At 54.0% G+C, this 20,327-nt stretch carries 21 protein-coding genes and 3 pseudogenes; 13 read left to right on the forward strand and 11 right to left on the reverse strand.

What is annotated here, in order from left to right; translation table 11 throughout:
- Positions 1–395: 395 nt before the first annotated feature.
- On the reverse strand, positions 396–1,010 hold the full coding sequence (locus tag ATI45_RS22190) for a hypothetical protein (RefSeq protein ID WP_179888387.1): 615 nt from the start codon (positions 1,008–1,010) through the stop codon (positions 396–398).
- A gap of 127 nt (positions 1,011–1,137) precedes the next feature.
- On the opposite strand from ATI45_RS22190, the gene istA reads away from it, so the two are divergent.
- Positions 1,138–2,679 carry an IS21 family transposase gene (gene istA / locus ATI45_RS05665; RefSeq protein ID WP_098418638.1) on the forward strand — a complete coding sequence of 514 codons (1,542 nt, stop codon included), beginning with the start codon at positions 1,138–1,140 and terminating at the stop codon, positions 2,677–2,679.
- A gap of 11 nt (positions 2,680–2,690) precedes the next feature.
- Positions 2,691–3,446, forward strand: a complete 756-nt coding sequence (istB, locus tag ATI45_RS05670; RefSeq protein ID WP_098418639.1) for an IS21-like element helper ATPase IstB — start codon at positions 2,691–2,693, stop codon at positions 3,444–3,446.
- A gap of 97 nt (positions 3,447–3,543) precedes the next feature.
- On the opposite strand, the gene ATI45_RS22195 is transcribed toward istB (ATI45_RS05670), so the two are convergent.
- From ATI45_RS22195 to ATI45_RS05690, 4 genes are all read right to left on the reverse strand, one after another.
- Positions 3,544–3,756, reverse strand: coding sequence for a hypothetical protein (locus ATI45_RS22195; RefSeq protein WP_098418640.1), 213 nt, complete (start codon positions 3,754–3,756; stop codon positions 3,544–3,546).
- Positions 3,757–3,808: 52 nt separating this feature from the next.
- On the reverse strand, positions 3,809–4,393 hold the full coding sequence (locus tag ATI45_RS05680; RefSeq protein ID WP_098418641.1) for a hypothetical protein: 585 nt from the start codon (positions 4,391–4,393) through the stop codon (positions 3,809–3,811).
- Between the two features lie 120 nt (positions 4,394–4,513).
- Positions 4,514–5,110, reverse strand: coding sequence for a recombinase family protein (locus ATI45_RS05685; protein ID WP_098418642.1), 597 nt, complete (start codon positions 5,108–5,110; stop codon positions 4,514–4,516).
- 401 nt (positions 5,111–5,511) lie between these two features.
- Entirely contained in the window at positions 5,512–5,964 is a 453-nt protein-coding gene (locus tag ATI45_RS05690; RefSeq protein WP_228706217.1) for an aspartate carbamoyltransferase, read from the reverse strand.
- A gap of 171 nt (positions 5,965–6,135) precedes the next feature.
- On the opposite strand from ATI45_RS05690, the gene ATI45_RS05695 reads away from it, so the two are divergent.
- From ATI45_RS05695 to ATI45_RS05725, 6 genes are all read left to right on the forward strand, one after another.
- Positions 6,136–6,768, forward strand: coding sequence for a Crp/Fnr family transcriptional regulator (locus tag ATI45_RS05695; protein ID WP_098418644.1), 633 nt, complete (start codon positions 6,136–6,138; stop codon positions 6,766–6,768).
- Between the two features lie 908 nt (positions 6,769–7,676).
- Positions 7,677–8,165, forward strand: coding sequence for a hypothetical protein (locus ATI45_RS05705; protein WP_228735940.1), 489 nt, complete (start codon positions 7,677–7,679; stop codon positions 8,163–8,165).
- Positions 8,166–8,381: 216 nt separating this feature from the next.
- Positions 8,382–9,443 (forward strand): site-specific integrase, encoded by a 1,062-nt coding sequence (locus ATI45_RS05710; protein ID WP_218926115.1) that lies wholly within the window; start codon positions 8,382–8,384, stop codon positions 9,441–9,443.
- Positions 9,440–10,369, forward strand: a complete 930-nt coding sequence (locus ATI45_RS05715) for a tyrosine-type recombinase/integrase (protein WP_098418614.1) — start codon at positions 9,440–9,442, stop codon at positions 10,367–10,369. The genes ATI45_RS05710 and ATI45_RS05715 overlap by 4 nt, the downstream gene beginning before the upstream one ends.
- Positions 10,366–11,364 (forward strand): site-specific integrase, encoded by a 999-nt coding sequence (locus tag ATI45_RS05720; protein WP_098418613.1) that lies wholly within the window; start codon positions 10,366–10,368, stop codon positions 11,362–11,364. The genes ATI45_RS05715 and ATI45_RS05720 overlap by 4 nt, the downstream gene beginning before the upstream one ends.
- 161 nt (positions 11,365–11,525) lie before the next feature.
- Entirely contained in the window at positions 11,526–12,458 is a 933-nt protein-coding gene (locus ATI45_RS05725; protein ID WP_228735941.1) for a Mu transposase domain-containing protein, read from the forward strand.
- Positions 12,459–12,547: 89 nt separating this feature from the next.
- Here the strand turns inward: ATI45_RS05725 and istB (ATI45_RS05730) are convergent, their stop codons facing one another.
- Both istB (ATI45_RS05730) and ATI45_RS05735 read right to left on the reverse strand, forming a co-directional pair.
- The gene (istB, locus tag ATI45_RS05730; protein ID WP_098418639.1) at positions 12,548–13,303 is read right to left on the reverse strand and encodes an IS21-like element helper ATPase IstB; all 756 of its coding nucleotides are present in this window, start codon (positions 13,301–13,303) and stop codon (positions 12,548–12,550) included.
- Between the two features lie 11 nt (positions 13,304–13,314).
- Positions 13,315–14,223: pseudogene (locus ATI45_RS05735) on the reverse strand (Mu transposase domain-containing protein); the annotation flags it as partial.
- A 141-nt stretch (positions 14,224–14,364) separates the two neighbouring features.
- On the opposite strand from ATI45_RS05735, the gene ATI45_RS05740 reads away from it, so the two are divergent.
- The 3 genes from ATI45_RS05740 to ATI45_RS05750 are packed head-to-tail and all read left to right on the forward strand — an operon-like array spanning position 14,365 to position 17,626.
- Positions 14,365–15,627 carry a site-specific integrase gene (locus tag ATI45_RS05740; RefSeq protein WP_098418645.1) on the forward strand — a complete coding sequence of 421 codons (1,263 nt, stop codon included), beginning with the start codon at positions 14,365–14,367 and terminating at the stop codon, positions 15,625–15,627.
- On the forward strand, positions 15,624–16,613 hold the full coding sequence (locus ATI45_RS05745; protein ID WP_098418646.1) for a tyrosine-type recombinase/integrase: 990 nt from the start codon (positions 15,624–15,626) through the stop codon (positions 16,611–16,613). Before ATI45_RS05740 ends, ATI45_RS05745 begins: the two co-directional genes overlap by 4 nt.
- Positions 16,610–17,626 carry a tyrosine-type recombinase/integrase gene (locus tag ATI45_RS05750; protein ID WP_098418647.1) on the forward strand — a complete coding sequence of 339 codons (1,017 nt, stop codon included), beginning with the start codon at positions 16,610–16,612 and terminating at the stop codon, positions 17,624–17,626. The genes ATI45_RS05745 and ATI45_RS05750 overlap by 4 nt, the downstream gene beginning before the upstream one ends.
- Positions 17,627–17,737: 111 nt before the next feature.
- On the opposite strand, the pseudogene ATI45_RS05755 reads toward ATI45_RS05750, so the two are convergent.
- Positions 17,738–18,010: pseudogene (locus ATI45_RS05755) on the reverse strand (IS21 family transposase); the annotation flags it as partial.
- Positions 18,011–18,173: 163 nt separating this feature from the next.
- Between ATI45_RS05755 and istB (ATI45_RS05765) the strand changes: the two are divergent.
- Both istB (ATI45_RS05765) and ATI45_RS05770 read left to right on the forward strand, forming a co-directional pair.
- A complete protein-coding gene (istB, locus tag ATI45_RS05765; protein WP_098418649.1) occupies positions 18,174–18,932 on the forward strand; it encodes an IS21-like element helper ATPase IstB in 759 nt (252 codons plus the stop codon).
- Entirely contained in the window at positions 18,929–19,114 is a 186-nt protein-coding gene (locus ATI45_RS05770; RefSeq protein WP_007348139.1) for a hypothetical protein, read from the forward strand. The genes istB (ATI45_RS05765) and ATI45_RS05770 overlap by 4 nt, the downstream gene beginning before the upstream one ends.
- A 108-nt stretch (positions 19,115–19,222) precedes the next feature.
- On the opposite strand, the pseudogene ATI45_RS05775 reads toward ATI45_RS05770, so the two are convergent.
- The 3 genes and pseudogenes from ATI45_RS05775 to tnpA all read right to left on the reverse strand — a co-directional run.
- Positions 19,223–19,543, reverse strand: a pseudogene (locus tag ATI45_RS05775) (IS66 family transposase); the annotation flags it as partial.
- A gap of 45 nt (positions 19,544–19,588) precedes the next feature.
- Positions 19,589–19,957: an IS66 family insertion sequence element accessory protein TnpB gene (gene tnpB, locus ATI45_RS05780; protein WP_098418651.1), complete on the reverse strand. Its 369-nt coding sequence runs from the start codon at positions 19,955–19,957 to the stop codon at positions 19,589–19,591.
- Positions 19,957–20,277: an IS66 family insertion sequence element accessory protein TnpA gene (gene tnpA / locus ATI45_RS05785; protein WP_098418652.1), complete on the reverse strand. Its 321-nt coding sequence runs from the start codon at positions 20,275–20,277 to the stop codon at positions 19,957–19,959. Before tnpA ends, tnpB begins: the two co-directional genes overlap by 1 nt.
- Positions 20,278–20,327 lie beyond the last annotated feature (50 nt).

Raw genomic sequence — 20,327 nt, forward strand, 5'->3', positions numbered from 1 at the left:
GAACGAGCACACGCCTGGCACGTCGCAAAGGCGGCATCGAGGCTGTTGAAGATCCGCACCTGGTCGGTGCCGTGGCGCTTGCGGTTCAGGTCCAGGGTCACCCTTGCCCCGTTGCGCCGGCGAAACTGGCAGCTCCAGACTCCAGGGGCGCAGGCACGATGTCCGCGACCATGAGGTTGCCGGCCTCAAACAACAGGCGTAGCTGGTCGAGTCGCATGATGGGGTTTTTGCTCCTGCAAATCTGGGATTTGAGCGGTAAAGGGTAGCGCAAAATCGGAAAATTGTCGGGGCGTGATCGTCCGGATGCGACAGTCGGTTTACCATAAGACCTGTTGTGCGCAACGGGTTCCTGACCGATCGGTGTCGATAGAGTTTGAGGCGTCGCCTAGAATCCGTCAAAACTCTCCCTGAGAAATCGCTTCCAAGAAAGTAATTAAAGACTGGCGCTGCATCTGGCTCAGCTCACGATTCAAGCAGTCTGCATTCATCCCAAATTCCGGTATGGTTACTGCTTTTCCTGTACATCGAGCAAAGATCAATTCTTCAAAGTAAGACGGAAAGTTGGACAGAACTCTGTCAGCATCAGTTGCTGATATCGTCCACATCTCACGGGAACTAACACCCATCATTTTTTCAATGATCGATTCAGAAACATAAGCGTCTTCCAAAAAATCTCGGACTTCTTTATCCATTCGGCGATGCCATTGCTCAACGTAGAATGGATCCGTCTCCTCATAAAACTCCGGATTATAATAAGGACGATGAAGCCCAATTTCGCCTGCGAAAACGCGATAAACGCTTGAAAGCGCAATCATTGAGCATGCGCTGTAGCATTTATTAAGAACGATAACCTTCCATTTTAATGTGCGGGCTAAGAAGCCTATACTCATTGCCTCCTCAAGGTTCCCACCATTTGATGGACCAAGCAGAAGAGTGGAAATGGGGAGCTGATTGCGTATTCCAGACCAAGGTTGCCACTGATTCCAGACGAAGCCTGCCACCCATTCCACGCGAAAGCTGCCACTGATTCCACGGCAAAGCTGCCACCCCGGCAGGTTGCCTGACTCACCCCATCGAAACCGTCCGGCGCGGGATAACTTAACGGTACTCTGAGTCTTTTCATCCGGAGAAGATCAGATGCCAGCAAAGAGGTTATCCATGCGTAAGATCAAAGAAGTCCTTCGCCTGAAATGGGAGCGAGGGCTAAGCAACCGACAGATTGCGGCGGCCTGCGGCGTCAGCCGCCCCACGGTAAGCGAGTATCTTCGGCGTTTAGCCGAAGCCGGTCTGAACTGGCCATTGCCGGAGGATCTGGGGGAGGCTCGCCTAGAACAAATGCTGTTTCCGCCACCCCCAGACTTGCCGGCTCAGGTCCGGGGCATACCGGACTGGAAGCAGATTCACGATGAACTGAAGGGTAAATACGTCACTCTGTTCCTGCTCTGGCAGGAGTACCGGCAAGCGAACCCGGAAGGGTATCAGTACAGCTGGTTCTGTGAGCACTACCGGGCCTGGCAGGGCAAGCTGGACCTGGTGATGCGCCAGGACCATCGAGCGGGTGAGAAGCTGTTTGTGGACTACGCCGGCCAGACCGTGCCCGTCATTGACCGCACCACCGGGGAGATCCACGAGGCGCAGATCTTTGTGGCGGTTATGGGCGCTTCCAATTACACCTACGCCGAAGCCACCTGGAGCCAGAAGTTGCCAGACTGGATTGGCTCTCACATCCGAGTCTTTCAGTATCTGAATGGAGTTCCCGAATTAGTGGTGCCCGACAACCTCCGGTCCGGTGTCACCAAAGCTCACCGCTACGAGCCAGACCTCAACCCGACCTACCAGGACATGGCCGCCCATTACGGCGTGGCCGTTGTCCCTACGAGGGTCCGAAAGCCCCGAGATAAAGCCAAGGTAGAAGGCGGTGTGTTGATCGTCGAACGCTGGATTCTGGCGGCGCTGCGCCACCGTCAGCACTTCTCGCTCGGGCAGCTCAATGCAACCCTCCGTGAGCTGCTGGAGAAGCTCAATCGCCGCCCCTTCCGAAAGTTGCCCGGCTGCCGGCGTGACCACTTCGAACAACTGGACAAGCCCGTTTTACAGCCGCTACCGGCAGAACCGTATGTCTACGCAGAGTGGAAGAAGGCTCGGGTTAACATCGACTACCACATAGCCGTTGACGGGCATTACTACTCGGTACCCTACACCCTGATCAAGAAGGAAGTGGAGGTCCGGATCACCCACAACACCATTGAGTGTTTTTACCGGGGCAACCGGATCGCCAGCCACCGTCGCTCTGACCAGAAGGGGCGGCATACCACCATCTCCGCCCATATGCCCGAATCCCATCGGCAGGCGGGTGAGTGGTCGCCGGAACGGCTGATTGCCTGGGCGGCCAAGACCGGACCCGCCACAGAAAAACTCATCCGCACCGCCTTGGGTGCCCGCAAACACCCGCAGCAGGCCTACCGCTCCTGCCTGGGCATTCTCCGGCTGGGCAAGAGCTACGGCGAGGCACGATTGGAAGCCGCCTGCCAGCGCGCCTTAATGCTGGGTAGCTGCCGCTACAAAAGCATTGAATCCATTCTCAAACACCGCCTGGACCAGAAGCCCCTGGAAGAACAGCAAGAGCTGGCCTTACCCGATACCCACGATAATATCCGCGGCCCAACCTACTACCACTGAGGGAACCTGACATGCTGAAACATCCGACTCTGGACAAACTCCATGCCCTCAAATTGACCGGCATGGCGTCCGCACTAGCCGACCAGTCGGCCACGCCTGACATCACGGAACTGAGCTTCGAGGAACGCCTTGGACTGCTGGTCGATCGGGAGATGACCGAACGAGATAACCGACGCCTGACCAGCCGGCTGCGCCGGGCTGGACTGCGACACACTGCCGTTCTCGAAGACCTGGATTACCGGAACTCACGCGGCCTGGATAAGGGATTAATCCAATCCCTGGCAAGCTGCCAATGGGTGAAGGAACACCTGAATGTGCTCATCACCGGTCCCACCGGTGTTGGCAAAACCTGGCTGGCCTGTGCCTTGGCGCACAAAGCCTGCCGGGAGGGCTACACCGCCCAGTACGTTCGCCTGACCCGGCTGTTAAGAGAACTGACCATCGCTAAAGGAGACGGTCAGTACCCCAAACTGCTAGCAAATCTCGCCAAAGTCGATGTACTGATCCTGGACGATTGGGGGCTCATGAAACTGAGCGCAGAGAACCGAAGAGACTTGCTGGAAGTGCTGGAAGACCGGTATGGCCGTCGTTCCACCATCGCCACCAGCCAACTCCCTATCGAGGAATGGCATGACGTCATCGGTGACGCCACTCTGGCGGATGCGATTCTGGATCGGCTGGTTCACAACGCCTACAAGATCAACCTCAGGGGTGAATCCATGCGAAAACGACAAGCAAAGTTGACGGGCACCACAGCTTCGGAGTAACAATGAAACCCCCGCGTCGCTACGCTCCGATGGGTGGCAGCCTTGCGCCGGTCCGGGTGGCAGGCTTCAGGTGGAATGGGTGGCAACCTTCAGCGGTTTACGCAAGCTGATCTTCGGAGAGGTTAAAAATGAGGTTGGTTAAAGTCTCAGTATCACCTTTTTCAATATCTCCTGAAATTACAAGTAATTTGGAGGTATCAATACCCTTATTGGGCGAAGCCATCCGAATATCAGCAGCAGACAAGAAAGAGGGAATAAGAGAGAAAATAACTATCGATAAGATAAATACGAAAATAAATTTAGTTTTCACTTTAGGTTTTCTCCGGCTGCTTAAAATCTATTATGCTTTAGATTAACCACCGCTAGTCAAAACGAATCAAAAAATTCTCTGAATTTGTTGACGATGATTTGTGCCATTGAGAAATTATATCAATTGCTTTTTGTATATTTTCTGCAGTTTCCTTAACAGCACAAACCCACTCTTCGAGTGGATTAATTAAAGCGAAATCAGAATTACCAATTTCTCCATAGCCTAATCTGCGCGAAGCGTAGACTTTACGAGTTTTAGACATTCGGTCACCATATATCATTTCTCGGATGACTAGCGCGCTATTATTACCGCAATTATTATAAGTCATGGCTGCAATTATAGGATCATATGACGATGACCCTAACCGCTCATAAGCTAATCTCGCTAACTCCTCCACCCCGTGGCCTTTTTTGGTTTGTCCTTTAAAAGTTTCATTACGATTAAATAGGTTAGACTCAATTCCTACATGTTTTAATGATATTTCTAACGATTGATAGAGCATAGTGACAAATATTGGGACAACCGCTGGCTCTGCTTCTAATAGCTTTCCATCACCTTCTATCATCTTTTCGGCCGTTATTGCGTAAGCAAGAGCCGCCTCTTCAAAGTCAAAAATATGTGCATCTTGCTGATTCATGATTAGTCCAAACCGTAAAAAACTGAGTTTTAAAAAATTTGACCAGATTTTGATCTAAAATGAAACTCTTATGATTACATCTATATTTGTGTGCACATTCGGCGACTATATCTTAAAAATCTAGCTATCTTTATTGCTAATACCAAAGGGTGGTGTGTTGATCTGGGTGTACCTCTGGAAAGATGCATTGAATGTAGTTCTGGAAACTTGAAAATGTTCAGCCACCTCTTTTTTCGTAATATCTGGATTGGACAACATGGCTGCTGCTTTTCTGATGTCAGAGTTTGACATGGATGGCTTGCGCCCCCCTTTTCGACCTCTTGCTCTGGCTGCCTGAAGTCCCGCTATCGTTCGTTCACGAATCAGGCTGTGCTCGAACTCGGCCAATGCACCGAAAATATGAAACACGAGCCGGCCACCGGAGCTGATTGTGTCGATAGCTTCTGTCAGAGATTTGAAACTGACCTGGCGATCATTGAGATCCTGGACTATCTCAACCAAGTCCTTGAGGGATCGAGCAAGCCTGTCCAGTTTCCAAACGACCAGGGTATCTCCCGTCTGAAGCGTACGAAGACATTGCGACAGTTCAGGTCGCTCACGCAACTTGCCCGTTATTTTTTCCTGGAAGATTTGTTCGCACCCGGATTTCTCCAAAGCATCCACTTGGAGCTCAGCGTTCTGGTCCTGAGTGCTGACACGTGCATAACCTACGATCATAAAAGGTACCTTTTCTGTTCATAGATTGTTGTACGTGATTGTTGAGCATTAAACAAACAACGAAAAATTGGTCTTTTTGAAACAGCGCTGGGAACGTCCAAAAAACGACCGTATGTTGAACGCCGTGGCGGTCGGATTCTGGCAGATAGCGGTCGGTCAACTTGTTGCATCGACCGGTTGAATCCGCCACCGAAAGCGGAATTACGCTGATTGCCAAAGCGGTCATTTAACGTGGAGTTGAGGTGCCCGCGCGGCTTTTCGCGCAGTGGTAGCCGTGGAGCGCAGTGTCATACGGCACCTTTCAAACTCGCCAACTGCTCAGCGAAAGTATCTTTGGGGCTACTCTAGGCAAGCCTGAAGCATCAACCAGCTACATTTGATCACGTCACTGCGGCTCACTGCTACTTCATGCCATCATGGAGCGCATGGCCCTCCATGGCGTCCTTGCCATGATCGGAGAGTTGAGCGTCGAACCACTTGTGCAATGCTGCCACGAGGCTCACATCCGATGTCGTATAAGTCAATTGGGCCCCGCCTTTTACCTCTTTGTAGTCGATTGCGATCTGCCCTGGCTTAGATGCTTTGAGATCGGCCAGGCCTGGCATGTCTTGCCCGTGGATATGGGACGGTCCGGAGAAGTCACCCTTTATGAATTGATCCCGAATCTCTTGCAGGTGTTGCCTGGTCATCTTGACTTGGCCTGCGTCCGTGGGCTTCTTAACCACGACTTGCTGAATGCCGCCCCTAACGTTTTTGGTGAAGATGTGGGTCGTTGCCGCAAGGCTGAACGGCATCACGTCCTTGCCTCGACCGGCTACTTCGGCTTGGCGCTGCGAATCGGCCATCATCTTCATGTGAGCGCCATGGTCCATTGTCGAGTGATCCATATTTTGGGCATGAAGGCTTCCTGCGAGAGCCGAGATAACGATTGTTGCGATGGCAGTTTTGAGCACGATATTTCTCCAATGTTGATGTTGGGCTGATCCTACGGTTAGATACTCTCCTGCGCATAGGATCCAAATCACATGAAAAAAGTCAGCGAAAGCTTAAATTGGCCGAGCCTCATTGCAACCCAACCGACAGCAGGGCTCATACCCGAGGCCCTACGGGAAGTCGCCAAGAGGGTGGACGCCATCGCTCGCGAAACGCTTTTTCGCATTGGTGATCCGGTTCGTCAGATCTATTTGGTGATCTCAGGCGAAGTCCGCCTGATTCGAATCGACCGTCGCGGCGGGGAAGTCATCCTGCAACGCTCGCGCGGCGGCTTCATCGCGGAAGCGAGCCTCGACAGCCGTTCCTACCACTGCGACGCCATCGCAGCCGAATCCACCACGATGCTCATGTTCACCGCTTCGGTTTTTCGGCAGGCCTTGGAAGATGACTTTGCTTTTTGCCGGGCCTGGCAAACGCAGTTAGCCAAGGAGGTGCGCAAGCTGAGAGCCCAATGCGAAAGGATGGCCCTTAACAGCGCAGCCGACCGCGTCAATCACTACATCGAGTCCGAGGGGTCTGTTGGCGTCGTCACCTTGAATCAGTCCCGCAAGTCGTGGGCTGCAGAACTCGGCCTTACCCACGAAGCCCTCTACCGAACTTTGAAGCGTATGCAAGATGACGGCGTTCTTGAGGTCGCGGGGAATCGTCTGTCTACAAGGGTTTGAACCCTCGCTCTGCGGACAAGCATTCCTTTGCCAAACTCCACCGCGCTGAACTCACCCGCGCCGGACTTCATAGCGATGCTAGTGTTGGCGCCCATAAAACGCTAGTCATATTTTGAGGCGCGGTGTCGCCTATTGTAAACACCGGTCTAAAAGCGCTGCTATTTGCCGAATATCCACACAGTCAGATTTTTCCTCAGATCGAAAATCCATAAAACATTGCACAATTCAGGCGGGTCATTCACGAGATTGGAAATAGATAAGCCAAGCAATATCGTTTTACTCGGGCTATAAAGATGTTGTCGGTGAGAAAGGTATGACGCCAAGAATGATTTGACAGTCCTAACTGACGCCATACCCCTCAAAATCGTGCAGGCGCACGACCCAATGATTGTTACACACTTTGGGATCAAATCCAGCCCTCATCGACCTTTAGCTGTCGATGCAAACTTCAAGTCGCCTATATCACTGCCTCCTTTGCCATGCACAAGTCATTATTTGTTCTCGTTGTGATCGCGGTCATCGTTATTGCACGGATGGGTGTTCTGAAAAAGCCCGTCGAGTATCCCTTGCTCGTGCCTCAAAAAAGTATCAAGAAAGTCGCGTTGGGTGCTTCAAAAATGCCGAGCGTCAACAGCGATTTCGTCAACAAAAAAAGCACAAAGTAACGCATCAGTCTTCCCAGATAATCACCCGTAATGATGTACTCAATGCGCAACGAAAAAGTCGTAAAAGGGTGATCCCGCCGCTAAAAAACAGCACCTTTATGGTCTGCCATCATTGTGGTGAGGTCTGTAGTCCCTTTTTACGACATGATTTTTTACGCGGGACGATCTTTAAAGAACGACTGAGGTGTTAAACCATCTTACGGCAGCATTTAGATCCGACGCTTAGTGAATAAGGCAGGATTAATGACCATAAATAAAGACATGGAAGCAAAGATATTGCGCTATCACTTTGTGGAGAAATGGCGCACCGGCACCATTGCCACGCAATTAGGTATTCACCATAGCGTGGTTGACAGAGTGCTGTCCCAAGCGGGCTTGCCTAAAGTAGAACGCACTGAACGCACGTCTATTCTGACGCCCTATTTGCCCTTCATCATTCAAACCTTGGAGACTTACCCCACACTCACCGCCGTGCGCTTGTATGAAATGGCGAAGCAGCGCGGTTATCCTGGCGGGCCCAGTCAGTTTCGCCACCGTATTAGCGAGCTTAGGCCCCGTAAGCAGCCCGAAGCGTATTTACGCTTAAAGAGCTTACCCGGGGAGCAAGCACAGGTCGATTGGGGGTTATGCCGAGCTCGGTATAACCCCCACTATGCCGACCACCGGACTATGCCGAGTCTCTATTTCTTGTGCACTCTACAAAGCGATATGCGCCTCGTTTACTCGGCATAGAATGGCTCCTGCTGGACCCACCTATTTAGCAGGAGAGACGTAATGAAACACGTAATACAAGCAGTTTGGACGTTAAAGCAAGAACCAGCAGGCCCTTTGGTTGACCATCTCGAACCCTTCGCGAATCACCTCGTTGAGCAAGGGTACTGTCGACGGTATATCGGCGCAAAGATTCGAGTCGTTGCATCATTCAGTGGCTGGCTTCAGGCCCAGAGTGTGACCGCAAGTGACGTCATACACGCGCATGCAGAGCGATATATTCAATGCATCCATCACCCGTATGCCATTGAACGAGGTGATGTCGCCACGCTGCGTCACGTGATTCGGTTTTTGCAACACATGGGTATCGCTCGACCGCCCGACGACCCTGTTGATCGAACGCCAATCCAGCAGGTGGTTTATGAGTTTGGCGGCTATCTTCTCAACAACAGAGGTTTATCGCACCAGACCTTCAAGCAATACGGCCCGTTTGTAGAGTGCTTTTTGACAGAATGCTTCGCAGAAGGACCATTCAGTCTCTCTGCCTTGTCTGGCGCCGATATCATCGGGTTTATACATCACCAGTCGGCTCATCTCAGCACGGCACGTGCAAAAGTGGCGACCAATGCCTTACGCGCGTTTCTTCGTTACGTCGTTTATCGTGGCGATATCAGCGCTGATCTTGTTGAGGCCGTTCCCTCAGTCGCCGCCTGGTCCATGACGGCCATTCCCAGAGCCATTTCTCAGGATCACATACAAGCGGTACTGGCACATTGCCCCCGTGATACACCCATGGGGCGACGCGATTACGCGATTTTGATGCTGCTGGTGCACCTGGGTCTGCGCTCGGGCGAAATAGTCTCGCTCACGTTGGACAGCATCGACTGGGAAGGTGGCAGCATTACGGTCAGTGGCAAGGGCGATCAACGTGCCTGCTTACCTCTGCCCACGGAGGTCGGAGAAGCGTTGGCAGATTACCTCCGACAGGGTCGACCCCATTGCAAAGATCGCGCGCTGTTCTTGCGGGCACTGGCACCGATCAGAGGTCTTGGTGGTCAGGAGACGATTGGAACGATAGTGAACGCAGCCGTGCGCCGTGCTGGCGTCAATACACCCACCCGAGGCGCGCATCAGTTTCGCCACGCGCTGGCGACACAGATGTTGCGACAGGGAGCTAGTCTGACAGAGATAGGCAGCCTGTTACGGCACCAGCATCCCAAGACAACCAATATTTACGCCAAGGTTGACGTAGATGCCTTGCGCTCGATCAGCATGGCCTGGCCGGGAGGTGCGCAATGAACTGGCATCATACTTTACAGGATTACCTGGCCCTGAGGCGCGGGTTGGGCTACAAACTTCACTCTGAAGGCACTGCACTTGAGTCCTTTGCTTCCTTTATGGAGCAGCAACATCAAGACGCCATTTCGACAGAACTGGCTCTTGCCTGGGCCACCCGGCCAGCATCGGTCCAACCGGCACGGTGGGCAAGAAGATTGAGTATGGTGCGGGGTTTCGCACGCTATTGCCGGGCGCTGGATTCACGGTCAGAGATTCCACCGTGTGAGTTGTTACCACTACAGTATTCGCGACCGACGCCGTATTTTTTTACGGATGACGACATCGTGCACCTGTTACAGGCCACGTTGGAACTTACCCTGAAGGATCGCTTTCTCAACCAAACACTGCATTGTCTCTTTGGTTTGTTGAGCGTGTCAGGGTTGCGTGTGGGGGAAGCGCTGAATCTCACCGTGGACGACGTCGATCTTGACATCGGTGTGCTGACGATTCACGGCGCCAAATTTGGAAAGTCTCGCCTGATACCGCTGCACCAGACGACGGTCTGGGTTTTGGCGGCTTATAAAGAGACGAGACAAAAAGCGCTGGCGGGACGCCCGTTGCCCTTCTGGTTTGTGAGCAGACAACGGGGCCAGTTGGGTTACGACTGTGCAAGATATCACTTCAATCATTTGATGACGTCGATCATTTCAACCCGAGCAACCCAACAGCGCAGGCCACACATGCATGATCTGCGCCATCGTTTCGCGCTGTCAACTTTGGTCATGTGGTATCACGATGGGCATGACGTGGAGCGCTGCCTGCCGACACTGTCAGCCTATCTGGGGCACGTTGAAACGCGCGATACCTACTGGTATCTGTCTGCCTGCCCCGCACTGATGCAGGGAGCGAGGGATCGTCTGGAGCATCATTGGGAGCAGACGTCATGAAGACCAATGCCGGCTTTCCCACGCTCCTCACGCGCTTTTTTACTGATCGGCTCATTCAACAGCGACATGCCAGTCCCCACACCATCGCGTCGTATCGCGATACGTTCCGGTTGCTGTTGCAGTTTGCCCATCAACGACTGGCAACAGAGCCTGCCAGATTATCCGTGCAAGACATTGACGCACCTTTGATCAGCGCCTTTCTGGATGATCTTGAAAACGACAGGAAAAACACGGCCAGGACTCGCAATCTCCGCTTGACCGCCATTCGTTCCTTTTTCCGCTATATCGCCTACGAGTTGCCCGATCACGCCGCGCAAATCCAGCGCATACTGGCGATTCCTGCCAAACGCTGCGTTCATGTACAGGTTAATTATCTGACGCGACCGGAAGTCGATGCGTTGCTGGCGGCGCCTGATCAAAGCACTTGGTCAGGCCGCCGAGATCATGCATGGATTCTTCTGGCCGTGCAAACAGGGATACGCGTATCGGAATTAACCGGGCTGACGCACCAGGATGTTAGCCTGAACACGGGTGCGCATGTCCATGTGATGGGCAAGGGGAGAAAAGAGCGTTGTACACCATTGACCAAAACAGCGAGGGCTGTATTGAAAGCCTGGATGAAACAACCGATGCCAGGTGATGGGCGTGTGCTGTTTCCCAATCGCAGCGGCGGTCGCCTGAGTAACGATGGCGTTCAATATCTGTTGGCGAAACATGTCACCGTGGCTTGTCACCTATGCCCCTCGTTGCAAACGAAGCGCGTATCGCCGCATGTACTTCGTCACACCTCAGCGATGGAGTTGCTACACGCTGGTGTTGACACCTCCGTCATTGCCCTATGGCTGGGGCATGAGTCCAGCGAAACCACCCAGATCTACCTAGAAGCAGATTTGGCAATGAAAGAAAAAATGTTGGAAAAGGTAGCGCCACATACCGGACGACCCTGTCGCTATCAACCGGATGATACGTTGCTCGAGTTTCTTAAGTCGTTGTAACTGCCAAGGACTATGTCGAGCTGGTGCTTGCCTATCTTGCTTCAATCCCAGGCGATGCAGGTAAGCAATGAGGGAAAATGAAACCACTCGGCATAGTCCGGTGGTCGGCATAGTGGGGGCACTTCGGGCACCTACAAATCGGCCAGGCAAAGCGCGCATTAATGGCGTATGTGATGGTGTTGAGTTGGTCAAGGCAGATATTTTTACAGTTTTATGTCAATCAGCAAACAGCCAGTTTTTTACGCGGGCAAGTGGCGGCGTTCGAGGCATTTAACGGCGTGCCCAAGGTCTGCCTTTTTGACAACATGAAAACGGCGGTGCTTGAGCGCAATGGCAGCGCTATTCGATTCCACCCTGCGCTGCTCGATTTATCCAGCCACTATCACTTCGAGCCTCGGGCCGCTGCGCCGGCCAGAGGCAATGAGAAGGGGCGAGTGGAAAGAGCCATTCGCTATATCCGCGATAACTTTTTTGCCGGTCGTCATTACTCATCGCTTGAAGATTTAAATGCGCAAGCGGATGAGTGGTGTAAAGGCACAAGCGCACAGAGGCGCTGCCCTGAAGACCCTCAACTCAGCGTAGGAGAGGCCTTCTTGCAAGAGCAACCTGGCTTATTGGCACTGCCAGACAACCCCTTCGATACGCGTGAGCATGTGGTGGTGCGCGCACAAAAAACACCTTACGTCCGGTTTGATAGCAATGATTACTCGGTGCCTCATCAGCACGTCCAAACATCCTTAACCGTGAACGCCTGCCTAAAAGAGGTGCGTATTATTAGTGGCACGAATGTTATCGCGACTCATTTACGCAGTTTTAGCAAAGGCGAACAAATAGAAAACGAAGCGCACGTGAACGCTTTATGGCTGATGAAAACGAACGCCAAACAACATCGCGCACAAGATAGGCTGTGCCAAATATCCTCCCATGCACAGCCGTTACTGCAGCACATCATTGACCGAGGCCATGCGCTGAAAGGCGCCGTGAATCGCTTAAACCAATTACTGGATGATTATGGCGCCACTGAATTGCATCAGGCCATGGGCGAAGCCATCGAGAAAAACGCACCTTATGTAGAAGGCTGCGTAAACCGCTGAAGGTTGCCACCCATTCCACCTGAAGCCTGCCACCCGGACCGGAGCAAGGCTGCCACCCATCGGAGCGTAGCGACGCGGGGGTTTCATTGTTACTCCGAAGCCGTGGTGCCCGTCAACTTTGCTTGTCGTTTTCGCATGGATTCACCCCTGAGGTTGATCTTGTAGGCGTTGTGAACCAGCCGATCCAGAATCGCATCCGCCAGAGTGGCGTCACCGATGACGTCATGCCATTCCTCGATAGGGAGTTGGCTGGTGGCGATGGTGGAACGACGGCCATACCGGTCTTCCAGCACTTCCAGCAAGTCTCTTCGGTTCTCTGCGCTCAGTTTCATGAGCCCCCAATCGTCCAGGATCAGCACATCGACTTTGGCGAGATTTGCTAGCAGTTTAGGGTATTGGCCGTCTCCTTTGGCGATGGTCAGTTCTCGTAGCAGCCGAGTCAGACGAACGTACTGTGCGGTGTAGCCTTCCCGGCAGGCTTTGTGCGCCAAGGCACAGGCCAGCCAGGTTTTGCCAACGCCGGTGGGGCCGGTGATGAGCACATTCAGGTGTTCCTTCACCCATTGGCAGCTTGCCAGGGATTGGATTAATCCCTTATCCAGGCCGCGTGAGTTCCGGTAATCCAGGTCTTCGAGAACGGCGGTGTGTCGCAGTCCAGCCCGGCGCAGCCGGCTGGTCAGGCGTCGGTTATCTCGTTCGGTCATCTCCCGGTCAACCAGCAGTCCAAGGCGTTCCTCGAAGCTCAGTTCCGTGATGTCAGGCGTGGCCGACTGGTCGGCTAGTGCGGACGCCATGCCGGTCAATTTGAGGGCATGGAGTTTGTCCAGAGTCGGATGTTTCAGCATGTCAGGTTTCCTCAGTGGTAGTAGGCCGGGCCGCGGATGTTGTCGTGGGTATCGGGTAAGGCCAGCTCTTGCTGTTCTTCCAGGGGCTGCTGGTCTAGGCGATGCTTGAGGATGGATTCAATGCTTTTGTAACGGCAACTACCCAGCATCAGGGCCCGCCGGCAGGCGGCTTCCAGTCGTGCCTCGCCGTAGCTCTTGCCCAGCCGGAGAATGCCCAGGCAGGAGCGGTAAGCCTGCTGCGGGTGTTTGCGGGCACCCAGTGCGGTGCGGATGAGCTTTTCCGTCGCGGGCCCGGTCTTGGCCGCCCAGGCGATGAGCCGTTCCGGTGACCACTCACCCGCCTGCCGATGGGATTCAGGCATGTGAGCGGCGATGGTGGTATGCCGCCCCTTCTGATCAGAGCGGCGGTGGCTGGCGATCCGGTTGCCCCGGTAAAAACACTCGATGATGTTGTGGGTGATTCGGACCTCCACCTCCTTCTTGATCAGGGTGTAGGGTACCGAGTAGTAATGCCCGTCAACGGCTATGTGGTAGTCGATATTCACTCGGGCCTTCTTCCATTCCGCGTAGACATAACGCTCAGCTGGCAGGGGTTGTAGGGCGGGTTTGTCCAGCTGTTCGAAGTGGTCACGCCGGCAGCCGGGCAGCTTTCGGAAGGGGCGGCGATTGAGCTTTTCCAGCAGCTCACGGAGGGTTGCATTGAGCTGTCCGAGCGAGAAGTGCTGACGGTGGCGCAGCGCCGCCAGGATCCAGCGTTCGACGATCAGCACACCGCCTTCCACCTTGGCTTTATCACGTGGCTTTCGGACCCTCGTAGGGACTACGGCCACGCCGTAATGGGCGGCCATGTCCTGGTAGGTTGGGTTGAGGTCTGGTTCGTAGCGGTGAGCTTTGGTCACACCGGATTTTAGGTTATCGGGGTTATGTTCCCAACTCCGTTATGTTCCGTTCCCCGCAGAAGGCCTCTAAATCACAGGGGGCGCCCTTTCTAACGGGCACATAACGAAAGGCTCCGTTCTGGCGCATGATCTTCTTACCACCACGGTAGAAAGGAGATTGTCATGTTAGAACATTACTTCGTTAAGCCCGATACCATTGATGCGATTCGCGCTTCCTGGATCGGAGGACCGATTGAGCAGTATGTCGAGTGGTTAGCTGGAAATGGGTATCGCTCCCGGACAGTTTTGCGACGAGTCCCGATCCTGAGGCAGTTTGGTGAGTTTGCTCGTAATCACGGAGCCACTCAGTGGAGTGAGCTGCCAACTCATGTCGAGTCCTATGTCCAATACTGGATAAAGATTCATGCCAAGAATGCATACCAGGCAGAGCAGTGGGTGGCCAATGAAGCCCGAACACCGATCGAGCAATTGCTCTGCCTGATATTGCCCGATTTCCGTGGCGGAGGCCGTAGACGTACCCGTCAAGATCCCTTCCTGGATCAGGCGCCGAGTTTCTTTGCTTACCTGCGTGATGAACGGGGCCTGCGTGAGAAGTCCCTCCGGCACTACGGCCATTATCTGCGTAACCTGGAAGCCTACCTGACACGGATCAATCTGTTGCAGTTGTCCGAGCTCACGCCAGTTGTACTCAGCGCGTTTATAGTGGAGAGCGGGCGCCGCCTGAGCCAGCATTCCATGACGGGGCTGTGCAGTTCCTTGCGGGTCTTCCTGCGTTACTTGTACCGCGAGCGGCTGATCAACCGCGATCTCGGCGCTACCGTTGAGTCCCCGCGCCGGTATCAGTTGGCCGATCTTCCTCGCTCGATCTCCTGGGACGAGGTCCGGCGCATGCTCGATGTTGTTGATCGACGCAGTGCCCTTGGCAAGCGTGACTACGCGATTCTGCTGTTGCTCGTCACTTATGGACTGCGCGGCCATGAGGTGGCCGGATTGACGTTGGATCATATCGACTGGAAGCGAGAACGCCTGTTGGTGCCTCAGCGCAAGGCGGGCCACACCACAGCCTACCCTCTCTCTTCGGTAGTCGGTGAAGCGATCCTCGACTATTTAAAAAATGCGCGCCCACACACGGAGGAGCGTAGGTTATTCTTCCGGGTTGTGGCACCTATCCGACCTGTGACGGCGGTTACCGTGGCCAACCAGGCGACACAATACCTGCGCAAGGCGGGTATTCATGTTCGTCGCCCGGGTTCCCACACGTTGCGACACACTTGCGTGCAGCGACTGGTCGATGCCGAGTTCAACCTCAAAGTCATCGGCGATTACGTCGGTCATGCATCCCCCAGCTCAACCCGTATCTATTCCAAGGTGGATGTGGAAACTCTGCGCACGGTGGCGCTGGATCACGAGGAGCTGCTGCCATGAACGCCTCATTCTGCAGTGCACTGGGCAAGGATTTTTCTGCCTACTTGAGTTACAAGCGAGCGCTTGGCCGTAAATTCGATACTGAAGAGCGGGCCTTGCGATTATTCGATCGGTTCCTGATCGATGAACGAGTGAGCGATGCGGCGGTAGTGCAACCGGCGTTGATCGAGGCTTTTCTCGCTTCGCGGCCACGCACTCGCCCGCGCAGCTACAATCACCTTTTGGGTGTGCTCCGCTGCTTTTTTGCCTGGCAGGTGGCTCAGGAGCGGCTGACGTACTCCCCAGTTCGGGCTCATCCTCGGCGGGTCACTTGCCAGCTTAAACCCTTCCTGTTTGAACCGACTCAGATAAAATGGCTTCTGGCGCTGGCATCAGAACTTCCGGACAACCCACGCGCAACCGGCCGCGGTGTTGTTTACCCACTGATCTTCTCGTTGATGTACGGTTTGGGCCTGCGTGTCGGCGAGATTGTGCGTCTTCGATACTGCGACGTCGATTCCCAGCGCAACCTTTTGATAATCGACAAGAGCAAGTTTGGCAAAACGCGTTTGGTTCCCTTCGGTCCGCTCATGACGCAACGGATTGCCGGCTATTTGCAACTGGGCATTGGGCGGTACGGAGCCTGGCAACCGGAGGATCCGGTATTTTCTTTCAGCACTACTTCTGTGCGCAAGCCGATGCGCACAGAGACGGTCAGTCAGACCTTCCACCACTTGATGCCGGAGCTCAATCTGTCCGTGCCACCCGGCGTACGCCAACCCCACCTGCATTGTCTGCGTCATTCGTTCGCGGTCGCAATCCTGCTGCGCTGGTATCGCACCGGCGTGGATCCCAATCAACGGCTTTTTCACCTGTCCACCTTCATGGGGCATGCCGACCCGGCATCGACGGCTTGGTATCTGACCATCACCGATGCGTTACTCCAGGAGGCAAACCGGCGCTTTGAGCGTTTCGCCACTCCCCATGATGAGGAGGATCTATCATGAACGATCAATTAGGGCGCTTGCTCTTTGCCTTCGTGGAAGATCACCTTAAGTGCCAACGGGGACTGCGTCCGGCCAGTATCCGAAGTTACAAGGAAAGTCTGCGCCTGTTCCTCCAGTTCATCGCAAAGGATAAGCGCTGCAGAATCACCCGTTTGGAACTGGCTGATCTCACCAGTGAGCGGGTGCGTTATTTTCTGCAGAACCTTGAACAACAACGTGGTAATGGGGTCCGGACTCGCAACCAGCGTCTTGCGGCGCTGCACACCTTCTTCGAGTATCTTGCCGATCGTGAGCCCTGTGTGCTCGGGGAGGCTCAACGAGTTGGCTCCATCCCTGTCAAACGCTCACCACCAGGCGAGACTCTGTATCTCGAACGCGACGAGATCGATTCTCTGTTCGCGGCCTTGCCCACCGGTCACCCGCAGGCCCTGCGCGACCAGGCCTTGCTTCGCTTCCTTTACAATACCGGGGCACGGGTACAAGAGGCGGCGGATCTGCGCGCAACGCATCTGGACCTCGGCACTGAAGCCCGAGTGCGGCTGCATGGTAAAGGTGATAAATGGCGTACCTGTCCTTTATGGACGCAGACGGCGAATCTGCTACAGAGCTTGCTGGAGCATAATCGGCGACGGCGCCAATCCGAGGACGCCGTCTTCTTGGCCCGTAACGGTGCGCCGCTGACCAGATTTGGTATCTACAAGGTGGTGAGGCGTCATACCGCCAAGGTCGTGAAAAAAGGCGCAGATGGCACGGTGCGGCACATCTCGCCACATGTTTTGCGCCACACAACGGCTGTGCATTTGCTTGAGGCGGGTGTCGAGGTGAATGTCATCCGCGCCTGGCTTGGCCACGTCAGTTTGGAGACCACCAACAGATACGCCGAAATCACCCTCCGAATGAAGGTGGATGCGGTGCGCACCTGCGAGCCTGCTTGGGACTCTCCGGCGGCGTCCCCCCGAAAGCCCGTATGGCGTACCAATCCGGAGCTACTGCAGTGGCTCGAATCTCTGTGATCGTTATGTGCCCCTTCGCACGGGCTCCGCCCCGTGCTTTCAAGGCCTTCCGCAGTGAACGGCACATAACGGAGTTGGGAACATAACCCCGATTATGTGCCCGGGCACATAATCGGGGATTACCAGTTCAGGCACTCCCATGAGGAATTCGAAGACCCGGATGTGGGAGCCAATCCAGTCCGGCAGCTTCTGGCTCCAGGTGGCTTCGGCGTAGGTGTAATTGGAAGCGCCCATAACCGCCACAAAGATCTGCGCCTCGTGGATCTCTCCGGTGGTGCGGTCAATGACGGGCACGGTCTGGCCGGCGTAGTCCACGAACAGCTTCTCACCCGCTCGATGATCCTGACGCATCACCAAGTCCAGCTTGCCCTGCCAGGCCCGGTAGAAGGCGTCGCACAGATCCTAGAATACCGCAGAGAAAGGCGTCAACAACCGCCACCCATTGCGGTGAGCGTGCCCAATAAAGTGAAGCAATACTGCGTCAAGCCCGCCAACCTGACTCATTATGACGCGCTGAGCACGGTAGAAATGCAAGGAGATGATGACGATGAATGAACATGAGACCCTTAAAGCCCAGGCATCTGCCCTTAAACTGCATGGCTTGCTCAGCCACTGGAATGAATTAACGCCCGAGCAAACACCCTGGCTGGCAGAACTATTAGCGTGGGAAATAAGCGAGCGTAAACAGCGCTCACTTGAGCGCAGATTAAGCAGTGCCAAACTCGGTCGGTTTAAATCATTAACCGAATTCGACTGGCAATGGCCAGCAAAAATAGACCAACAAGCAGTGCACCGTGTCATGCAGCTCGACTTCATTCAGGACCCAAGCAACATCATCCTCATTGGCAGTAACGGTGTGGGCAAATCGACCATCGCGCAGAACGTAGGCTATCAGGCGGTTATGCAAGGACACACCGTTCTATTCACTTCTGCCGCCAACATGCTTAACGATTTAGCGGCGCAAGATGGTGATAACGCACTTCGACGACGATTAGCTCATTACAGCAAGACGACGTTACTCATCATCGATGAAGTGGGCTACCTGTCCTACAGCAATCGCCATGCCGACTTACTGTTTGAAATCATCAACCGCCGTTATGAGAAAAACGCGACCCTCATCACAACGAATCGGCCGTTTAGCGAATGGAATGACGTGTTCCCGAATGCAGCCTGCGTGGTATCGCTAATCGACCGCTTGGTGCATCACAGCGAAGTGATTGCGATTGAAGGAGACTCTTATCGCATGAAAGAAGCACAAGAGCAGGCATTAGCACGGGGAAAAGTTAAAAGAGGAAAGACAAAATGAAAGTGCTGAAAATTACCACCCATTGGACAACAGAAGAAGCGGCATGTGTTCACGAAGCGCTCGACACGTTACAAACCGCTATCTGGGAAAGTTACGGCAAAGATATTACCGGAATGTACAGACATATTGCCAACGAACAAAAGGAAAAAAGCGAGCAGTCTAATGCCGGCATGGACTTCTAAGGACTAAGGCATCCAACTCAACGGCTATTGAAAAATGGCAATAAACGTCGTTTTATCGCCATTTTTAAACTGCGGCAAATAACAGCGGATCTTCACCGGCGCTAACACGGGCAGTTGATCGCGCAGGGCATCAATCTCAACTTCCAGCTCGGCTTCGTCAAACAGATGAATCTGGTGTGCGGACTTTTCACTGCTGGCGCCGAACTGCTGAATCCGTTTCCAACGCAGCAGTTCTTCGAGAATCTGAATGGTGTGATCGCGTTGTTTGACCGCTTGGGCGCCTTGCGCAAGAGCGTGATCGCGCTGTTGGATTTCAGCGCTCTTGGCCGCCAGTTCCTGCTGAAGACCTTCGACAACCGACAGCAATTCGGCGGCCGAAAGGCCGCTGATATCGGGTGTTTTTGAAGGTGATTCAGGCTTTAATCTCATGAACAAAGTATAGCAAAAACAACGCTCTAAAGCACGAAAAAAGGGCTAATTAACAGCCTCATAATGCAGAATTTTGTGCCCTTTTAACAAGGCAATGTCGTAGCCGTCCAGCAACCAGTTGATCTGCTCGCCCGTCAGTGGCATCAGCTCATCCGAGGCCTTAGGCCACTTGAACTTCTCCTCCGCCAACGCCTTATAATAGAGCACAAAACCGTTGTCTTCCCACATCAGGCACTTGATCTTGTTTCGATGCCGGTTGGTGAAGGCGTAAAGCGCTCCGGTAAACGGATTGTGGCCCAGTTCCTGTTCAACCAAGACTGCCAGGCCCTGGGCCTGCTTACGGAAATCAACGGGTGCCCGGTACAGATAAATCTCTGGCAACGACAAGGACGGGCGTAAATATCGGTGGCGCATCACAGCTGTCTCAGAACAGCGCCGAGCAACTCGATGTTGCCGGTGTGCAGCCCGGTAATGGAGACACCGCCGGGAAGTGACACGGTCAGGCCATCAACTCTGCCAGTGCTAACGACAGGACCAGAAACGACCCGAGCGAACCCGGTGACCGTTTGCGCCTGCTCCAGAGAGTCTTCAGTCGGGGCCAGCTTCCGGCGCCAGTAAACGAATTGATGATAAACCAATGACTGCTGCTTGCAGTAAGCGCTGCCGGACACGCCGGAGACTTCCCAGTCAGTAATATGCTGCTGCCAGACGTGTGCTCGTTCGGTTGGGGTCATGCTGATTCCTCATGGAATGGGTGAGGAAGTCAGTGTGTGCAATCGGCGAG

It is taken from the genome of Marinobacter sp. LV10MA510-1 (assembly GCF_002563885.1).
GTDB lineage: Bacteria > Pseudomonadota > Gammaproteobacteria > Pseudomonadales > Oleiphilaceae > Marinobacter.

What these genes read in the sequence shown, in the direction of transcription:
- ATI45_RS05685 (WP_098418642.1), bottom strand. Translation starts at nt 5,110, where the DNA reads ATGATCGTAGGTTATGCACGTGTCAGCACTCAGGACCAGAACGCTGAG.
- ATI45_RS05770 (WP_007348139.1), top strand. Translation starts at nt 18,929, where the DNA reads ATGAAAGTGCTGAAAATTACCACCCATTGGACAACAGAAGAAGCGGCA.
- istA (WP_098418638.1), top strand. Translation starts at nt 1,138, where the DNA reads ATGCCAGCAAAGAGGTTATCCATGCGTAAGATCAAAGAAGTCCTTCGC.
- ATI45_RS05745 (WP_098418646.1), top strand. Translation starts at nt 15,624, where the DNA reads ATGAACGCCTCATTCTGCAGTGCACTGGGCAAGGATTTTTCTGCCTAC.
- tnpB (WP_098418651.1), bottom strand. Translation starts at nt 19,957, where the DNA reads ATGCGCCACCGATATTTACGCCCGTCCTTGTCGTTGCCAGAGATTTAT.
- istB (WP_098418639.1), bottom strand. Translation starts at nt 13,303, where the DNA reads ATGCTGAAACATCCGACTCTGGACAAACTCCATGCCCTCAAATTGACC.
- istB (WP_098418639.1), top strand. Translation starts at nt 2,691, where the DNA reads ATGCTGAAACATCCGACTCTGGACAAACTCCATGCCCTCAAATTGACC.
- ATI45_RS05725 (WP_228735941.1), top strand. Translation starts at nt 11,526, where the DNA reads ATGGCGTATGTGATGGTGTTGAGTTGGTCAAGGCAGATATTTTTACAG.
- ATI45_RS05715 (WP_098418614.1), top strand. Translation starts at nt 9,440, where the DNA reads ATGAACTGGCATCATACTTTACAGGATTACCTGGCCCTGAGGCGCGGG.
- ATI45_RS05740 (WP_098418645.1), top strand. Translation starts at nt 14,365, where the DNA reads ATGTTAGAACATTACTTCGTTAAGCCCGATACCATTGATGCGATTCGC.
- ATI45_RS05680 (WP_098418641.1), bottom strand. Translation starts at nt 4,393, where the DNA reads ATGAATCAGCAAGATGCACATATTTTTGACTTTGAAGAGGCGGCTCTT.
- tnpA (WP_098418652.1), bottom strand. Translation starts at nt 20,277, where the DNA reads ATGACCCCAACCGAACGAGCACACGTCTGGCAGCAGCATATTACTGAC.
- ATI45_RS05705 (WP_228735940.1), top strand. Translation starts at nt 7,677, where the DNA reads ATGACCATAAATAAAGACATGGAAGCAAAGATATTGCGCTATCACTTT.
- ATI45_RS05695 (WP_098418644.1), top strand. Translation starts at nt 6,136, where the DNA reads ATGAAAAAAGTCAGCGAAAGCTTAAATTGGCCGAGCCTCATTGCAACC.
- ATI45_RS05750 (WP_098418647.1), top strand. Translation starts at nt 16,610, where the DNA reads ATGAACGATCAATTAGGGCGCTTGCTCTTTGCCTTCGTGGAAGATCAC.
- ATI45_RS05720 (WP_098418613.1), top strand. Translation starts at nt 10,366, where the DNA reads ATGAAGACCAATGCCGGCTTTCCCACGCTCCTCACGCGCTTTTTTACT.
- ATI45_RS05690 (WP_228706217.1), bottom strand. Translation starts at nt 5,964, where the DNA reads ATGAAGATGATGGCCGATTCGCAGCGCCAAGCCGAAGTAGCCGGTCGA.
- istB (WP_098418649.1), top strand. Translation starts at nt 18,174, where the DNA reads ATGAATGAACATGAGACCCTTAAAGCCCAGGCATCTGCCCTTAAACTG.